Here is a 16,805-nt window from a genome sequence, read left to right as displayed (position 1 = left end):
TTCAGCCTTGAGGCTTCCTGCCTCTGACCGGCGCCGTCTCGAAGAGATCGGCAAAGTAGCTGGTGAGCGTGGCCACGGATTCCTCCGGGACGGGATCCTCATCGGGTCCCGTCGGGAGTTCGTACCGCCCGACCGGCAGCGCCGATCCCGCCTCCGCGATCCACTCTCGCAATCGAGCGGGGTCCCTGGGCTCGTCCGGTGCGAGGACGTCGTAGACCAGCGTCGCTCCGGCCGCATTGATCGCGACGCTGAGGCCGAAAATCTCTCGCCCAGTGGTGATCTGCCCGCTCCTCAGAAGGCGGACGAGAGCCTGGGCGGTAGCGCGGTGGTCGATCAGCTCCATCCGGAGAACCGTGTGGATGAGGTCTTGGTTCCCGCAGGCGGCCACGACCGGCTCGTAGTCCGGCCCGTTCCGGAAGAGCTCAGCTGCCCACCAGAGGCGGGAGAAGCACTGACGGTCTGCGGGGCCTCGGAAGCGCTCCGCAGCGATGCGCCTGTCCGGCCTGTTCGCTGTAGCCTCCGAAAGGTGCCGCCAAGCGACATACTCGGGGGCCACCGCCAGAGCGAGGTGGTTCCACAGACGCTTGTCCGCCGCCTCCCGCCGTGTCAGGCGAAGCGTGGCATGGAGCCGTGGCGCCAGCCACGCGTCGGCTCGGGTACGGTCCTCCCGGAACTCGAACATGGCGTCTTCCACCAGACTTCGGATCGGCTCGACCGACCACCTGGCGTCGTCCTCGGGCAGCGGCTCGACGACCTTGGCGAGATCGATGCCGCCGTGCACCTGTTCGCCTCTGAGCAGTTCCTCGGTGAGGAACGGATCGACGGCCGAGGTGGCGAGCAGCGCCAAGCGCTCCGGTACGTGGCTCGGTTGGGTGATCACGTCTCGCGCTCCCTGTTCATCTGTTCCAGACTTCGGATGGCATAGGCAAGCGCCTTGGAGGCATCGGCGCGGCGGACCGCCGCGTAATGGATGCGGGTCTGGAGCTCCACCCAGCCCGATTCGCCGGTGCGTCGGCGATGCACCTGTCGTAGGGCCTCCTCGACATGCACACCAGGAATCACGTCCGGGAGCATCTCCCGCAGAACCTCGCCCTGCCAGTCGGTCGGGAAGACCGGGCCGCCACCGGGTTCCACCTCCAGGTCACCGATGGCTCCGTGGAACACCGCCGTCCAGACGTCGGTGGCCATCTGGGCGACCAGGAGGTCACGTACCTTGCTGTCCACTCCGGAGCCGTTGCTGTCCAACAGCCCGATGATTCCCTCGATGTCCGTGTTGACGAACACGGTGGGGACCCGGGCCGAGGTGTCCACGATCCAGGGAGCGTCCGCGTACGCCTGCAGCCACTCTCGCGAACTCTTCCTGAACGAAGCTTTCTGGACGTCGAGTTGAAGCCCACGGACCGGCTCTTCGGAGACCGTGTCGACGATCCACGGACGATCGATCTCCGCGATCGACCGTCCGTGCACTCCGTCCACCGTCCCGACGGCGTACACGGCGAGGGAGGCCCGGCCCACGTGATCGTCCCGGAGCACCTCCAGGAAGCCCGACCAGTCACGGGCGTCCTCCGCGTCACGGGTGAGGTCCACAGAGGTGCGGACATTGGTCTCGCCGTCTGTCAGAACGGCGAGGACCCGCAGGTCGGACCAGGCAGCGTCCGGCGCGTTCGCCCCGGGCGGCAGCGTCACCGAGAGGCCGATCGTGGCACTCATCCAGTCGGTGTGACCCGCGATGCCGAGTGCGACCGTCTGTTGCTGGGTGGAGTACGCCGTGGTCTCCAGTTGGTCGCGGGTACCGTCGAGGAGCTTGAGGGAAACCGAGGTCACTCTGAGGACGATCGGCCTGTTGAGCCGCTTGTACGGGTAGATCTTCACGCCTCATTCCCCCTTGCCGGCGCGGAGTTCGAGAACGAGACGCGTGAGCGTGGTCCTGACCGGGTGGCTGGTTACGTCGGTGGATCCTCGGAACTTCGCGCGACGGGTGCCGGGCGCGAAACGCAGGATGCCGTCCTCCACCTCACAGCCTTCGACAGCCACCAGCTCGGCCCAGTCCAGTTTCGGGCGTCCGCCCGAACGCACGTCGAGTTGGGCGACCGGCATCATCGGAACGATCTCGTCACCACGCGGGATGCTCACCTCCGCGGTGATCCTCCACTCCCCCTCGTTGCCGACCGTCGCCTCGAGTCCGTCCAGGACCGGAACCACTGGCCCGGAAGGTGCCTTGGCCTTGGGCTTGGCCTTCACGGTCAACGCCTTGCGCAGAGCCTCACCGCCTTCACGGTTGCGCCGCTTCGGCCGCGCGACGAGTTCTCTCACCGCGCTGTTGACCTCGGCGGTCAGCGCGTTGATCCGCCGGTACGCGGAAGGCGACCAGCGCAGGGTCAACTCCTCGGTCTGCCCCCAGCGGTCGTGCTCGGGCGGTTCCGCCGCGCGCAGGAATTCCTCGGCCTCCTTCGCGAACGGGACCGATTCCCCGGCGGCCTCGCCCACCAGGAGAACGGCCTGGAACGGGTTCGTGCCGAGCGGCAGGTTCGGGACTCCGGCCGTCTTGACGGTCATACGGTTGCCCCGTAGCGAATGCACCTGGTTCTTCGCTCCGTCCCCGTTCTCGGCGTCGGTGGCCAGGTCGGTGACCAACAAGACCGCTTGGTGTGTCCCCAAGGTCCCCCGGGCTCCACCTGACAGCGGCAGTTTCAGCGGAACACTGCGCGCCGCCACCTGGCCGGCCTCAAGGAGCCGATCCACGGTGGTGCCTTCGTAGTGGGCCCGCAGGGCACGGGTTCGGGCGGGCTGCTCGGCGGACGGATCCACCTGCTTCTCCGGTACGACCACTTCGCCGTTGCGAAGGGCACGGACGGAGACCTCCAGTAGGGGAAGTCTGGCGCCCCCGCCGGTCATCGCGGCCCAGAAGTCGCGCCCCAGCGCCTCGACCAGACGCCGGTGCATCCGGCGGATGTCGCGCGTGTCCTCGGCGCCCTCGTCGTCCATGGTCTCGTCGTCGAGATCGGACCCGCTCTCCTCAAGGCTGGCCACGTCGTGCGCGCCGACGATGAGGAAGGATGTGCCGGGTTCGTCGCTCTCCCGGGCGAGATGCAGACGAGCGACGGTCTCTTCGTCCGCCCACCAGGAACGGGCGACCATCGCGCCGGGAGAGTCGGGATCGGGGCGCCCGAACCAGGCGGGGCCCGCGTACGGCTCGCCGTCGACCTCGCGCCATGGCAGTTCGAGGCGTCCGATGACCCGTCGCTCCGTACGTCCCTCGTGGGGCACGGACAGAGTGGAGTTGATGAGCACGAGCCCCAGGGCGCTCGTCGCCCACAGGGTCGCCTTGCCCAGGCCGTACGAACCGCCCGCACCATGCCCCGACTTGAGACTCTCCAGTTGCCGCCTGACCACGGCGGCGAACTTGCCGTCCGCGTAGTCGTCTCCGATGAGCCCGGACGCGTTGTAGTCGTCGACCCGCAGCAGGACCAGTCGGCCCTTCTCATACATGTCGCGCACTCCGGCGTCGACGACCCGGCCGACCTTCTGACTCCCCGCTCCCTCGGAGACAGCGGAGTAGTGGGGGAAGAGGTCGTTCCACAGGATCGCCTCACGGAACGCATCGAGCGTCTCTCCGGTCAGCTCGTGCAGGGTGTAGCGGACCCTGACGGGTCGGCCGTTCTCGGTGAGACGTTCGTCGAGGCTGTTCTGGCAGGTCTCTCGGGCGAGTACCTGCACGTCGGCGTCGAACGCGAAGGCCGCGGCGTTGCCCAGGTCACGACCACCGTCGGGATAGCCGGGACGGTGGTACCAGGTGATCGGCAGACCGGCCTGGGTGTCGGTGGTACGGGTGTGCACCGTGCCGACGTCCGTGCCGAGCGCCTTGGCGATGTCCGCCATGACGGTAGGGCGGGGGGTCGACCGCCCGGTGATCCACGCGGAAATGGCGGCCCGCGTCAGCTTGAGTTCCTGGGCCAGTTCGGCCTGCGTCTTCCCCGCGAGCTTGAGCTGACGGGCCAACCAGGGCCCGAACTCCTCACCTGTGTCCAACCGTGCCACCTGCTCTTCCCCTCGGAGTCGCCTGCGACTCGCAGGCGACTGACCAGGAGGTTAATTTGACGCGGCAAACACTGTCAACCAACAGTTGATCGGACCTGGACACCAGGGCCACTGAGACCGATGGGTTAGATTGGCCCGATTTTATGGCGTTTTGGGTCGAACTCGATATGCGGAGCGGTCAATTCCCCATCAGCGGGAGGCAGTTGGGTTGACCAGCTCGATCAACATCCGATATGATTAACACGGTGCCAGGTTCACCCTGCTCGCGAACTCGAACGCAAGTCGAGGGAATCGGGCGGCCTGTCAGAATTATGTCCAAAATCGGCACCGAGGGTAAATACTCAACTGCAGAGCAAACCTCCACACGCACCTCCTCGTTCAAACCTAACGACTAGTCAGACGGCCTACGGACCGCTAGGCTGATTTTCGGCGAAACGTTTACCCGAGATTTTTACACCCATTTTCTCACGAGGGGTCAATTGTGCCTTTATGCACCCCTGTGCGACCGATGCGACAGGGGGACCTGCTATGGACGAGTACTACAGTCACGACTTGGATTCTGAGCGTGGCCTGAGTGCATTCAACTCAGCCATTGCAATGGGAAGCATCGAGCCCAAGGAAGCAGCGGACCTGCTGAGGGGACACCCGTGTGAAGATGAATTTTTGGCGCGGTTTCCCGAGCTGAAGGACTATACGGAACCGCCCGACGACGACACCTCCCCTGCGACCTGAGCTCCTCCACATAACTCCGCCCCTCATGCAGGCGGAGACCTTTGGGAACTCACTCCCACCACCTTGGCCTGCACAAACAGTGCGAAGGGGGCGATTGCGCACCCGCTGGCACCACTCGAACGTCCATGGGCCGGCTGTATGAAGTCGACAGCCGGCCCCACGCATACTTCCGCTCGAATCCTTGACACCCTCAGGAGTGCAGGACCAGTGTCGTCATCGTTCTCTCCGGTAATCGAAACCGTCATCGAGCAGTCTTCCCGTGTCCTTAAAACATATGCCGTGGACCCCGGCCTCGTAGCCGAGCACGCTAACGGAGAGCGCCGCATCACCCAGGGCGGATATGGCGATCGCCAGCTTTTCGAACTCGTCCAGAACGCAGCCGACGAAATCGCCGATGAGCCCGGAGGGAGAATTCACGTCGTCCTCACCGGATCCCATCTGTACTGCGCGAACGAAGGAAACCCTGTCACTCCCGAAGGCGCGGAAACCATTCTCCGAATGAGCATGTCGAAGAAGCGCGGAGGGCAGATCGGAAGGTTCGGTGTGGGGGTGAAATCAGTCCTGGTCGTGACGGACGCACCGGAATTCTTCAGCAGCACCGGAAGTTTCGGATTCGACCGCGGCTGGTCGTACGAACAAATCAAGAACGTGCCCGGCGTGTCTGCTCGATACGGTCCGGAATTCGACGCCCCCGTGCTGCGGATGGCCCGCCCTCTCGACGTGCAGGCCGAGCGCGCCGCCGACCCCGTCCTGCACGAGCTGCTGAGCTGGGCGACCACTGTCGTACGCCTGCCCTTGCTGCCGAAGGCGGACCGCCGGCTAGGACTGGACATGCACGGTGGGAGCGCCAAGGAGCACGGCGAGCCTCGCGACGAGTTCCCAGTGGGCTTCCAGCTCTTCTCACCACACGTCGCGAAGGTCGTTCTTGAGGACCGTCGTCACCTTCCTGCAGCCCGCCGGGTCCTGACCACGCGCCAGGCAGGTGATCTGCACACCGTGACCGAGGAGAGGAACAGGAAGGCCACCACCATCCACTGGCGGGTGTTCACCACCACCCACACACCCGGCCCAGCGGCCCAGGCGGACGCCGGTGAACTCCACGACCGCCTCTCCCTCGACCTCTCCTGGGGTGTTCCCGCCCTCCGGAAGGACCCGGAGAGCGGCCTGTACGTCAATTCGCGGATCCGTGGACGCGGTAGGTTCTGGTCCTTCTTCCCGACCAAGTACGAAATGTCATTGAGCGGCATCCTCAACGGCGCGTGGAAGACCAACGAGGACCGCCAGAACCTGCTCGACTCCTCACCCTTCAACCAGGAGATGATCAGGGTGTCGGCGGCGTTGGTCGTCGACTCGCTTCCCGCTCTGTCGCCCGCCGAGGACCCGGCCGCCTACCTCCCCTTGCTTCCCGGACGAGTCAAGGAGGCGATCAGCTGGGCCGACGAGTTCCTGACCCGGGAGATCTGGGCCCGTGCCGCGACCCGTCCGTCGCTGCCCGACCAGGACGGTGTGCTGCGCGCCCCCGCCGAACTGCGCGTCCACCCCCGCTTCGACAAGAAGGACCTGAAGAGGTTGGCCGGGTGGCTGCGGATGTGGCACGAGTGCCCCGGTCGCCCCTCGAACTGGCTGCACCCGAGCGTCGAAACCGATTCCCTGCGTTCCGGAAAGGTCGAGCACATCCTCGACGCGGCCCGGCACGAACGAGCGGATGTCCGCACTTGGTTGGAGGCCTTGGTCGAGAGCGGTACCGCCGAGGCCTCGGCCGTGGCGATCCGGATCCTCGCGAACATGATCGAGGTCGGCTCACCGTACGCGGAGGAGGCCCGCAAGGCACACATCGTGCTCACGGAGGAGCACGGACTCGTCGCGCCCGTGCCCGGCCGGGTGTTCCGTCGTGCCGATCAGGGTGGGCTGCGTGAGTCCCTCGTGTACGTGGACGGCGCACTCGCCCAGGACCTGTCGTTGGCCCACGCGCTCAACGTTCTCGGCATCCGCGAGGCGGACCTCGAAGGACGCTTCGTCAGCGTCCTCGACCAGGGCTTCGACGGCTACGGGGACGCCGAGTGGCAACGCTTCTGGGAGCTGTTCCGCAAGGCCGGAATCCGTCACCTGGCGCACAGGGTGTTGGAGCGGGTCGCCGCGCCGGGCTCCACTCTGCGCGTGCGTACCGCCGACGGAAGGTTCCGGCCCATCGAGGACTGCATGCTTCCGGGCAAGGTGGTCGACGCTCGGCGCGATCCGTCCGTCGCCGTCGACATGACGTTCCACTCCGACGATGTCGCCTTCTTCGCCCAGGTCGGCCTGCGGGACCGGCCCAGCACCGGAGTGCGGCCGACGGGCGGCGAAGCATGGTTCGAGGAGTACCGACAGACGGTCCACTCGGCTTATCTACGCAAGTTGAAGAGCGACGTGCAGCGCCCCGCTCTGAGCCGGGTGAAGGTCGAAGGGGCCGCGATCGGAGGGCCGCTCCACCTGTTCCGAGCGCTCTCCGAAGAGTCCCGTGCCGCGTTCCTGAAGGCCCTTCCCGACGACGCCGTGGTGGACAACTGGACGCTCCAGATCGGTGCGCAGAGCAGCACTCGGCAGGCTGTGGCCTCACCGATCCGCTGGATGTTGCGGACATACGGCACGGTCGCCACCTCTCAGGGCATCAAGCCGCTCAACGAAGCCGTCGGTCCCCAGCTCGCCGCCTATCGCGATGTGCTGCCGGTCGCCGACCTGTCGGCCGAGAAGGCCCGCAAGCTGCGCCTGCCGGCGACGGTCGACGAGGTTCCGGCAGATCGCTGGGCCACGCTCCTCGACGCGGTGTCCCGGAGCGAGGACGACTCCTTCGTGGGCGCCACCTACGTGATGTTGACCCGGTTCGGCGCGGACTTCCCCGAGGACGCTCTCACTCGCTGCCGGATCGGCGACACTTGGGGGACCCGTCCCGACGACGAGATCACGCTCGCGGTCGGGCTCGCCGAATACGGGGTGCTCCGCGCCGAGCAGGTGCCCGCGTTGCTCGTGCCGACCGTCGAGGACGCCGAGCTGATGGTCGAGAAGTGGGGAATGCACCGCTACTCCGACATGATCAGCCGCGAGACCCGTGAAGTGGTAGAGGGCGATCCAGTACCACTGATCGAGCTGTATCCCGGCCTGCGTCGGCACCTCAACAGCTCCAACCGGAACAGCCAGGTGCAGCGGTGCACCGAGCTGGAGGAGGTCACCCGCACGCCCAACGGCATCCACGCCACTCCCCTGGACGCTGTCCGCCAGGACAGCGTCGTCAAGGTCCGTGTCCCGCTGGATCCCGAGCCGATGCTCCGCCTGATCGACCGCGAACTCGGGCTGGGCCTGGGCGCATCCGGATGCCGGGCCGTGCTCGAACACCAGGAACGGATGGCTCGGGACAGTGCGATGCAGGCGGCTCGGAAGGCCGTTCGCGACGCCGAGGACGTGGTCACCAAAATCGAGCTGTTGATCGGGGCAGAAGCACTCCGGGTCGGTCTCCCCGAAGGGTTGATGGAGGCGGAACTGCAGGCGACCGACGGCGCACAGCCCTCGGGGCGGCGGATCGCGCAGATGGCTTTCAACGCCCACGGCGACGGTGTCCTCCATCAGCACGCCCGCGACATCCAGGCACGGTTCCCCGACGCTCCTGTCTCCTACACCGGCTCCTCGTCCGCTGTCTCCTTCGTGTCAGACCTGAAGCTGCCGGTGTCCTTCGCGGGCTCTCGGACCCCGACCCGGCCGGCGTTCGAGATCATCGAGGGCCCTCGGGACTTCCCGCGCCTCCACGCATACCAGGAGGATCTGGTCCGTAATATCACCACCATGCTCGACCGCCTCGCTCCCCAGCGCGGCATGCTGTCGCTGCCGACCGGCGCAGGCAAGACCCGAGTCACCGCCGAGGCCGTCATTCGCTGGGTCAAGCGCGTCGGTGATCTGAACGGACCGCTGCTGTGGATCGCCCAGACCGAGGAACTGTGCGAACAGGCCGTGCAGAGCTGGAAGTTCGTGTGGAGCAAGGTGGGTGCAGAGCGTCCGCTCACCATCAGCCGACTCTGGGGCGGCAACGAGGTCGGGAACGTCGTCGACCACCCCCACCTGGTGGTCGCCATCGACGCCAAGCTGGAGCGCTGCCTGGACACCGAACCGTACACGTGGCTGCGTCAGGCCGCGCTGGTGATCGTGGACGAGGCCCATACCGCCGTCTCCCCGCGATACACGGCGATCCTGCGGCAGTTGGGCCTCACCCAGTACGAGACCGGTAGGCACCTGCTCGGCCTGACGGCCACGCCCTTCCGCAACACCAACGAGGAGGAGACCCGCCGTCTGGTCGGCCGCTTCGGGAACCGGCGGCTCGACGAGGGTGTCTTCCCGTCCGGTGATCCGTACCGGGACCTCCAGGAGTGGGGGATGCTCGCGCAGGTGGAGCACCGCACCCTGGAAGGCGGTCGGATCGAACTGACCCGTGACGAGAAGGCACAGGCCGAACGGATGGCGGTGCTGTCCCGTGCGGCCGAGCAACGGCTCGCCGACGACCACGCTCGTAGCAGGCGCATCGTCGACTCGGTGGCCAGTCTGGCCGACGACGGGCCGACGCTGCTCTTCGCCACCTCGGTCGACCATGCCAAGTACCTGTCGGCAATGCTCAACGACCGGGGGGTCCGATCCGCGGCCGTGGACTCGACGACCAGCCAGCAGGACCGCCGCACACGCGTCGAGCAGTTCCGCGAGGGACGCATCCGGGTGCTCACCAACTACGGCGTGCTCGCCCAGGGATTCGACGCTCCGGCCACTCGTGCCGTGGTCGTGGCCCGGCCCGTCTACAGCACCAACGTCTACCAGCAGATGATCGGTCGTGGTCTGCGTGGTCCTCTCAACGGCGGTAAGCCCACGTGCCTGATCCTCAACGTCAGCGACAACATCGCGAACTTCGACACCCGACTCGCCTTCACCCAGTTCGAGCACCTGTGGAGCAGAAAGTGACCGACGCCTACCTCGACAGCCCACCGCTCACCGAGGAACAGCGGGCCGTGGTCGAGCAGCCCTGGGACGCACGTGTCCTGGTCACCGCGGGAGCGGGGGCGGGAAAGACGCACACCTTGGTGCGCCGGCTCGACGCGCTGTGCGGTCACGAGGACCCCGACGAGGCGTTGGAGGCCGCCGAGATCCTTGTGCTCACCTTCTCCCGGGCCGCCGCCCGCGAGTTGCGGGAGCGGATCGCCCGGCACGGGGAGCGGGCTGGGCGGGTGCGGGCCCAGACCTTCGACGCCTGGGCCTACGGGGTGCTCCTTCAGGCGCGCCCGGACGGCGAGTGGGGTGCGGTCGGCTTCGACGAGCGGATCGCTGCCGCCGCGCGGGCGGTCGAGGAGGGTGCGCTGGAGGCCGGCGACGCCGTCCCGCCCGCTCATGTCGTGATCGACGAGGTACAGGACCTGGTGGGCGGGCGTCGAGAGCTGGTGGAGACGCTGCTCGACCGGTATCAGGACAGCTGCGGCTTCACCGTCGTCGGTGACGCCGCCCAGTCCGTCTACGGCTTCCAGGTCGAGGACCCGGCCGAACGTGCCGACGAGACCGGGCGGTTCTTCGACTGGCTGCGCGGCTCGTACCCCGACGAACTCGTGGAATTGCACCTCACACGGAACTTCCGGGCCGTCACCCCCGAGGCCCGGATCGCGTTGGCTCAGGGCCCCCGACTCCAGCAGGTCACCGACGCGGAGGAGGCGGCGACCGCGTACGAGGAACTGCGCGAACTGCTCCTGGATCCGGCGAACGACCTGGGCGACCTAACCGATCCATTCGCCTTGGACGGGTTGCGGGCCTTCCCCGACACCTGCGCGATCCTCACCCGCGACAACCGACAGGCCCTGGTGGTCTCCGACCTGCTCCATGAGCACGGCGTCGAGCACCTGCTGCGGCGCCCTCTCGAAGAGCGGCCGGTGCCGTACTGGGTTGCCGAGCTCTTGCGCCGCACCGAGGCGACCGGCCTCACAGAGGACCGGTTCCGCTCGCTGCTCGCGGAGATCCCCCTGCCGTACGAGCCGGACGCGACCGTCCTGTGGACGGTGCTGCGGAGGGCCGCGCGCTCGGGCGGACGCGGTGTGCTCGATCTGGAGCGGCTGCGTCGCACGGTCGTCGACGGCAGGTTCCCCGACGAGGCCGCCGACCCGGAGACCGCTCCCATCGTCGTCTCCACGGTGCATCGGGCCAAGGGCCTCGAGTTCGACCGGGTGATCGTCTTGACCCCGCCGACCGTCGCCGAGCTGCACAAGCAGCACAAGGACGACTTGGACCTCCCCGCCGAGGCCCGGGCCTTGTACGTGGCGATGACCCGCGCCCGCGAGGACCTGTACCACGCGCAGTCACCCGAGTTGCCGATCCTCAAGCGCGCCGGCGGACGAAAGAACGGCCGCCGCTACGTCGGCGGATGGCGGTCGTACGACAGATACGGCCTCGTGGCCGAGGCGGGGGACGTCTGCCGGGACAACCCGCCCGGCCACGACACCGACGCCGTGGTGACCCAGGCGTACCTCTTGGCGCAGGTCGTCCCCGGGCAGGAAGTCGTGCTGCGCAAGCGCCACGATCTGCCGATGGGTGAGTACCAGAGCCCGCCGTACGCTCTGATGCACGACGGCCGGGAGATCGGGGAGACGTCGGAGCGGTTCCGGGAGGAGCTGTTCCAGGTGCAGAAGGTGAACAGGGCGTGGGACCCCTGGTGGCCCGACGAGATCCACGGCACTCGGATCGACACCCTGGAGACGGTGACAGGCAGCACCGCCGCCGGGGCCAACGCCGGTCTCGGTGACCGTGGGACGTGGATCGTCCCCCGGATCACCGGCATCGGAAGGTACCGACGGGCCGATGAGGACGAGGAGCAGCGCGCATGACACAGGTGGCAGGTCGGCACTCCGAGCACTATCGGGTCCGGGACGAGGAGTTGCTGGCGGGCCTGCGCCGCGAGCTTCTCGGTCCCGCTCCGAACGCCGCGCCGGAGGACCGGGACGAAGTCCTGACCGAGGACGCGCCGATCGACCGCTATCTGACCGGCGTCCTCTACCCGCGATCGGCAGACGCGACGGCGGAGCAGCGGATGCGTGAGGACGAGGCCGAGCACGAAGGTCTGGACGTCGCCCCGATGCGCACGGGTGACAGCGTCGAGGAGTCCGGTACCGCGCAGGAGGTGGGCGCCGCTGGGTCCCGCCGCCCCTCGTCGATGGGTCTCACCTTCGCGGTCGACCCGGCCATAAGCGACTCGATCGTGGTCTCGGCACGCGCCGCCGTCTACGAGCCCACCGATCCGGAAGGCAAGCCGATCCCGGCCCGCCGTGCCGAGGCGCGCACCACCTCCGAACAGCGGGAGAGGTGGCGACGCAAGGAACTCGTCCTTCCGGACACCCCGGTCGACGTGACCACACCCGCTCCCGACAGGCGGTTCGACCTCGGTGCGGGGGCCGCACTGCGCGTCAACGTCCGGCGCCCCCATCCGACCACCGGTACGGTCACGATCACGGTCACGCTCGTCAACACCCACCAGGTCGGCGAACGCGAACTTCAAGACGCTTTCTCCCTCTTCCAGTGTGGTCTCACCGTCCGCGCGGTCGATGGGGCCACCGCCTTCGTAGAGCGCGTCGCCCCGGCTCCCTCCCATGACGACGATGTCGCCACCAGCAGGCTGCTGCACCGCCACGCCCCGACGTTCGCGGTCGGCCATGGCTGCGCCGCCGAATGGGACTGGACTCCGCCGCCGATCGGCATGACCGACGCCCGAAGGGCCGCCGTCGCCGAGGTGCGGAGCGAGTTCGTACCCACCGTGGAAGTACTGCTCACCGACTCCAATCCGGAGATCGACAGCTCGGCGCTGTCCATGCTGGGGCTGGCGGAGAAATCCGACATCGAGGTGCTGGCCGCTCTGGAGGATCTCACCACCGGGTACGAGCGCTGGGTCGACCGCACGGCGGCGGAAGCGGAGGCCCTGACGGGCGATGCCCACGCGAAGCCCGCGCGGGAGCAGGTGAAAGCCTGTCGTGAGGCACTCGACCGGATCCGCGAGGGCATCGAGCTGCTGCGGACCAAGCCCGATCTGATGAGGGCGTTCCGCCTCGCCAACCGCGCCATGGCCGACCAGCGCGCCCGCAGCGTCTGGGTGAAGAGCGGACGTGTCGGCGCCCCCGACCCGGCCGCCGGTCGCTGGCGCCCCTTCCAGATCGCGTTCGTGCTGCTGTGTCTGGCCGGCATCGACGACCCCGCCCACCGCGACCGGGAGGTCTCCGATCTGCTGTGGTTCCCCACGGGTGGTGGCAAGACAGAGGCGTACCTGGGACTCATCGCTGTCACGTCGTTCCTGCGCCGCATCCGCAAGGGTGCCGCCGGCGGTGGTGTCACCGTCCTCATGCGCTACACGCTGCGGCTGCTCACCCTCCAGCAGTTCGAGCGCGCGGCCATCCTGCTCTGCGCCATGGAACACATGCGGCGCCGCACGCCCGAGTTGGGGCGCGAGGAGTTCTCCATCGGCATGTGGGTGGGACGTTCGGCCACTCCCAACACACTGGCCGAGGCCGACCGGAAGCTGGACGAGCTGCGCAGGAGCCTCGACAAGCGCCTCGCCACCGAGAACCCCGTCCAGTTGCACGCCTGCCCCTGGTGCGGAAGCCGCCTCGACGCCCGCAACTACGAGGCCGAAGAGGACGCCAAGCGGATGCACGTCCGTTGCCCCGGCGCGGACTGCGAGTTCACCGACGGCCTGCCCGTCCATCTGATCGACGAGGCTGTGTACGACGCACGGCCGACACTGGTGATCGCCACCGTAGACAAATTCGCGTCTATGCCGTGGCGCCCGGCGACCTCGGCGCTCTTCAATCTCGACGACCTGGACGACGGGACTCCTCCGCCGGAGCTGATCATTCAGGACGAACTCCACCTGATCTCCGGGCCGTTGGGCACCCTGACCGGCCTCTACGAAACCGCCGTGGACGCGCTCGCGGACCGCCCCAAGGTGATCGCGTCCACAGCGACCATCCGTCGCGCCGCCGACCAGGGTCGTCACCTCTTCGCACGGCGTGTGCGCCAGTTCCCGCCCGCGGGCCTGGACGCCCGCGACTCGTGGTTCGCCGTCGAGACACCGCGCGAGGAGAAGGCGAGCCGGCGCTACGTCGGCCTCCTGGCACCCGGCACCAGCCAGTCCACCCTGCTGATCCGCACGTACGCCACCCTGCTGCACCGGGCCAAGCACGCGGAGACCGCCGACGAGATACGCGACGCGTACTGGAGTCTCGTCGGCTACTTCAACAGCCTCCGGCTGCTCTCCGCAGCCGAACTCCAGGTCCACGACGACGTGGTGGCCTATCTGGAGCTGCTCGCCGAGCGTGAGGGGGTGACGGTCCGCTCGGTCACCAACTACTCGGAACTGACGAGTCGCGTCGACGCCAGCGAGATCCCGGCCCGACTCAAGGGCATCGAGAAGAGGCTCCCCGACGAGGACACGGTGGATGTCCTCCTGGCCACCAACATGATCGCGGTGGGTGTGGACGTGGACCGTCTCGGTCTCATGGCCGTGATGGGCCAGCCGCAGACGACCGCCGAGTACATCCAGGCGACGAGCCGTGTCGGCCGCGCACACCCCGGCCTGGTCACAGTCATGCTCAACTCGACCAGGTCACGGGACCGCTCCCACTACGAGAGCTTCCAGCACTTCCACTCGGCCCTCTACCGTGAGGTCGAGTCCACCTCCGTGACACCGTTCTCCGCCCGCGCCCGCGAACGTGGCCTGCACGCGGTCATCGTCGCGCTCGCCCGTATTCTGATCCCGGCGGCGCGCCCCAACGAGGGAGCCGGCACGGTCGAGTCCTACGAGCACATTCTCCGGGGCCGTATCAAATCCGTGCTCTTGGATCGCGTGGAAGCAGTCACGCCGGAGGAGGCCGAGGCCGCGTCCCATGCATTCGACGAGTTCGTCGAGTGGTGGTGCACGGAGGCCGACATCGACAGCGGCCTGCTCTTCGAGCCCCGCAGGGGCAGTCGCGCGCCCTCGCTCCTGAAGGCGTACGACGACGTGTCCGAGGACGCCGAGGCGTGGGCCACGCTGTGGAGCCTGCGCGATGTCGACGCCGAGTCCGCCCTGTTCATGGAGGGAACCCGATGACCCCGCCCCCTGCCCGCCGTCGCCGGACCGGCGCGAAAAGTTCCACTCCCGCCCACAACCTCCCGCGGCGCGGTACGGTTCGCCGCGCGCAGGCGATCACCACGTACGGCGTCGGATCGCTCATCGCTGTCGACCACGAGTCCTTCGTCGTCTCCGGCCTGGACGAAGCCGACCAGAGCTGGAGCGCCCACGAGTCCCCGCGGATCCACGAACGGCGCCTGGCCCGCCTGCTGGACGTCGACTACTTCCGGCTGCCGCCCGCGTCCGACGACACCAGCAGGGACGGCCTCAGGGTTCGGCGCTTCCCACTGATGCATTCCTGCCCCGAGTGCGCCGAACTGCAGCGACACCGCGACTTCAATCCGCCGGCCGGTCGTAGTGTCTGCGGCACGTGCGAGGCCGACCTCGTCCCCTCCCGTTTCGTCGTCGCCTGCGAGGCCGGTCATCTCGGCGAGTTCCCGTACTGGCAGTGGGTGCACCGTTCCACCGACCGTGGTTCCGTGACGGCCGGGCAGTGCGGCGGAAAGCTCAAGATGCGCACGTCCGGACGCACGTCCTCGCTCCGCTCGATCCTCGTCTCCTGCACCTGTGGAAAGGCTCCCGAGGTCTCGATGGAGGGCTCCTTCCGCAGGAACGCGCTCAAGGACCTGGGCCTCAAGTGCCGCGGCCCTCGCCCGTGGCTCGGCACCTCCGCCCCCGCCCAGGAGTGCGGGCTCCCTCTGCGCACGCTTCAGCGCGGTTCCTCGGCGGTGTGGCAGCCGGTGCTGAAGTCGGCGCTCTCCATCCCGCCGTGGAGCGACGGCCGCGCGGATCCGCTGGCCGAACACTGGGACGCGCTCCGCGAGTACGACGAGCGCGAGCACGTCGAGATCTACCTCAAAGGCGTGTTCAAGGGGAAGTGTCCTGTATCGCTGGACGAGGTGATGGATCTGCTCAACGCGGAGCGCGAGGAGGACTCCGACGGCGAGGCGGGCCCCACTTTCGACCATCGCTACCGCGCCCTGCGCAACAAGGAGTACGAGCGGCTCCGCTCGGGCAACGACGAGAGCGAGCATTCCCACGACGAACAGTTCGTCTGCGAGACACCGCTGGGCGACCAGAGCGTGCTCGGTCCGCTCGGCGTCACAGGTCCGATGCTGGTCAAGAAGCTCCGTGAGGTACGCGCCCTCAAAGCGTTCACCCGGCTCGCCGACCCCGACTCGACGACCGAGTCGAAGGAGATGCCGCTGTCCGATTCCCCCTTGCGCTGGCTCCCGGCCATGGAGGTGCGAGGCGAGGGAGTGTTCCTTCGCCTCGACGAGGACCGACTGGGCACCTGGGAGAAGGCCGCGTCGGTGGCCGCACGGGTCGAGCGGATGCGCACCGCACACCAACGGGTGCTGGAGCAGCGAGCCGGAGACCCCAGCCGTGTCGTCCCCTCCCCTGCCACCCCTCGCATGGTGCTGCTGCACACCCTGGCCCACGTCCTCATCAACGAGTGGAGTCTGGACGCGGGCTATCCGGCCGCTTCCCTGCGCGAGCGTCTGTACGCCGCCGACGACATGGCGGGAGTGCTCATCTACACCGCGACGAGCGACTCGGCGGGCAGCCTCGGCGGGCTCGTCGCCCAGGGCGAGCCGGAGCGTCTCGACCAGGCGATCCGTTCGGCCGTCCACCGTGCCGAGTGGTGCTCGTCCGACCCGCTCTGTGTCGAATCCGAGGCGTCCGGCACGGGGGGCACCAATCTCGCCGCGTGCCACGCCTGCGTGATGCTCCCCGAGACGAGCTGCGAGCAGAACAACATCCTGCTCGACCGCGCGCTGCTCGTCGGCACACCGGAGAACCCGAGTCTGGGGTTCTTCGCCCATCTGTTGGACCAGTGAAGTCAGCAGAGTCTGCACGGGACCGACAAGAGAGCTGACGCTTTTGCCGG

At 67.8% G+C, this 16,805-nt stretch carries 8 protein-coding genes; 5 read left to right on the top strand and 3 right to left on the bottom strand.

Translation table 11 applies throughout. The features are described 5' to 3' along the window. Nucleotide 1 precedes the first annotated feature (1 nt). From ACWD26_RS15210 to ACWD26_RS15200, 3 genes are read right to left on the bottom strand one after another with little or no spacing between them, the layout of a single operon-like run. A complete protein-coding gene (locus ACWD26_RS15210) occupies nt 2-880 on the bottom strand; it encodes a DUF6339 family protein (RefSeq protein WP_451270018.1) in 879 nt (292 codons plus the stop codon). After that, a complete protein-coding gene (locus tag ACWD26_RS15205) occupies nt 877-1,872 on the bottom strand; it encodes a hypothetical protein (RefSeq protein WP_451270016.1) in 996 nt (331 codons plus the stop codon). The genes ACWD26_RS15210 and ACWD26_RS15205 overlap by 4 nt, the downstream gene beginning before the upstream one ends. 3 nt (nt 1,873-1,875) lie before the next feature. Continuing rightward, a complete protein-coding gene (locus ACWD26_RS15200) occupies nt 1,876-4,029 on the bottom strand; it encodes a helix-turn-helix domain-containing protein (protein WP_451270111.1) in 2,154 nt (717 codons plus the stop codon). Between the two features lie 537 nt (nt 4,030-4,566). Between ACWD26_RS15200 and ACWD26_RS15195 the strand changes: the two genes are divergently transcribed. From ACWD26_RS15195 to drmB, 5 genes are all read left to right on the top strand, one after another. Next, the gene (locus ACWD26_RS15195) at nt 4,567-4,770 is read left to right on the top strand and encodes a hypothetical protein (protein ID WP_451270014.1); all 204 of its coding nucleotides are present in this window, start codon (nt 4,567-4,569) and stop codon (nt 4,768-4,770) included. A gap of 207 nt (nt 4,771-4,977) precedes the next feature. Then, the gene (locus ACWD26_RS15190; protein ID WP_451270012.1) at nt 4,978-9,741 is read left to right on the top strand and encodes a DEAD/DEAH box helicase; all 4,764 of its coding nucleotides are present in this window, start codon (nt 4,978-4,980) and stop codon (nt 9,739-9,741) included. After that, nucleotides 9,738-11,642 carry a UvrD-helicase domain-containing protein gene (locus tag ACWD26_RS15185; protein ID WP_451270010.1) on the top strand — a complete coding sequence of 635 codons (1,905 nt, stop codon included), beginning with the start codon at nt 9,738-9,740 and terminating at the stop codon, nt 11,640-11,642. Before ACWD26_RS15190 ends, ACWD26_RS15185 begins: the two co-directional genes overlap by 4 nt. Beyond that, nucleotides 11,639-14,893, top strand: a complete 3,255-nt coding sequence (locus tag ACWD26_RS15180) for a helicase-related protein (protein ID WP_451270008.1) — start codon at nt 11,639-11,641, stop codon at nt 14,891-14,893. The genes ACWD26_RS15185 and ACWD26_RS15180 overlap by 4 nt, the downstream gene beginning before the upstream one ends. Beyond that, nucleotides 14,890-16,755, top strand: coding sequence for a DrmB family protein (gene drmB, locus ACWD26_RS15175; RefSeq protein WP_451270006.1), 1,866 nt, complete (start codon nt 14,890-14,892; stop codon nt 16,753-16,755). The genes ACWD26_RS15180 and drmB overlap by 4 nt, the downstream gene beginning before the upstream one ends. Nucleotides 16,756-16,805: the final 50 nt, after the last annotated feature.

It is taken from the genome of Streptomyces sp. NPDC002787, assembly GCF_053592095.1.
This window is presented reverse-complemented; position numbering and strand designations above follow the sequence as displayed.

Coding starts and splice junctions, on each gene's coding strand:
- ACWD26_RS15195 (WP_451270014.1), top strand. CDS start 4,567: ATGGACGAGTACTACAGTCACGACTTGGATTCTGAGCGTGGCCTGAGT.
- ACWD26_RS15180 (WP_451270008.1), top strand. CDS start 11,639: ATGACACAGGTGGCAGGTCGGCACTCCGAGCACTATCGGGTCCGGGAC.
- drmB (WP_451270006.1), top strand. CDS start 14,890: ATGACCCCGCCCCCTGCCCGCCGTCGCCGGACCGGCGCGAAAAGTTCC.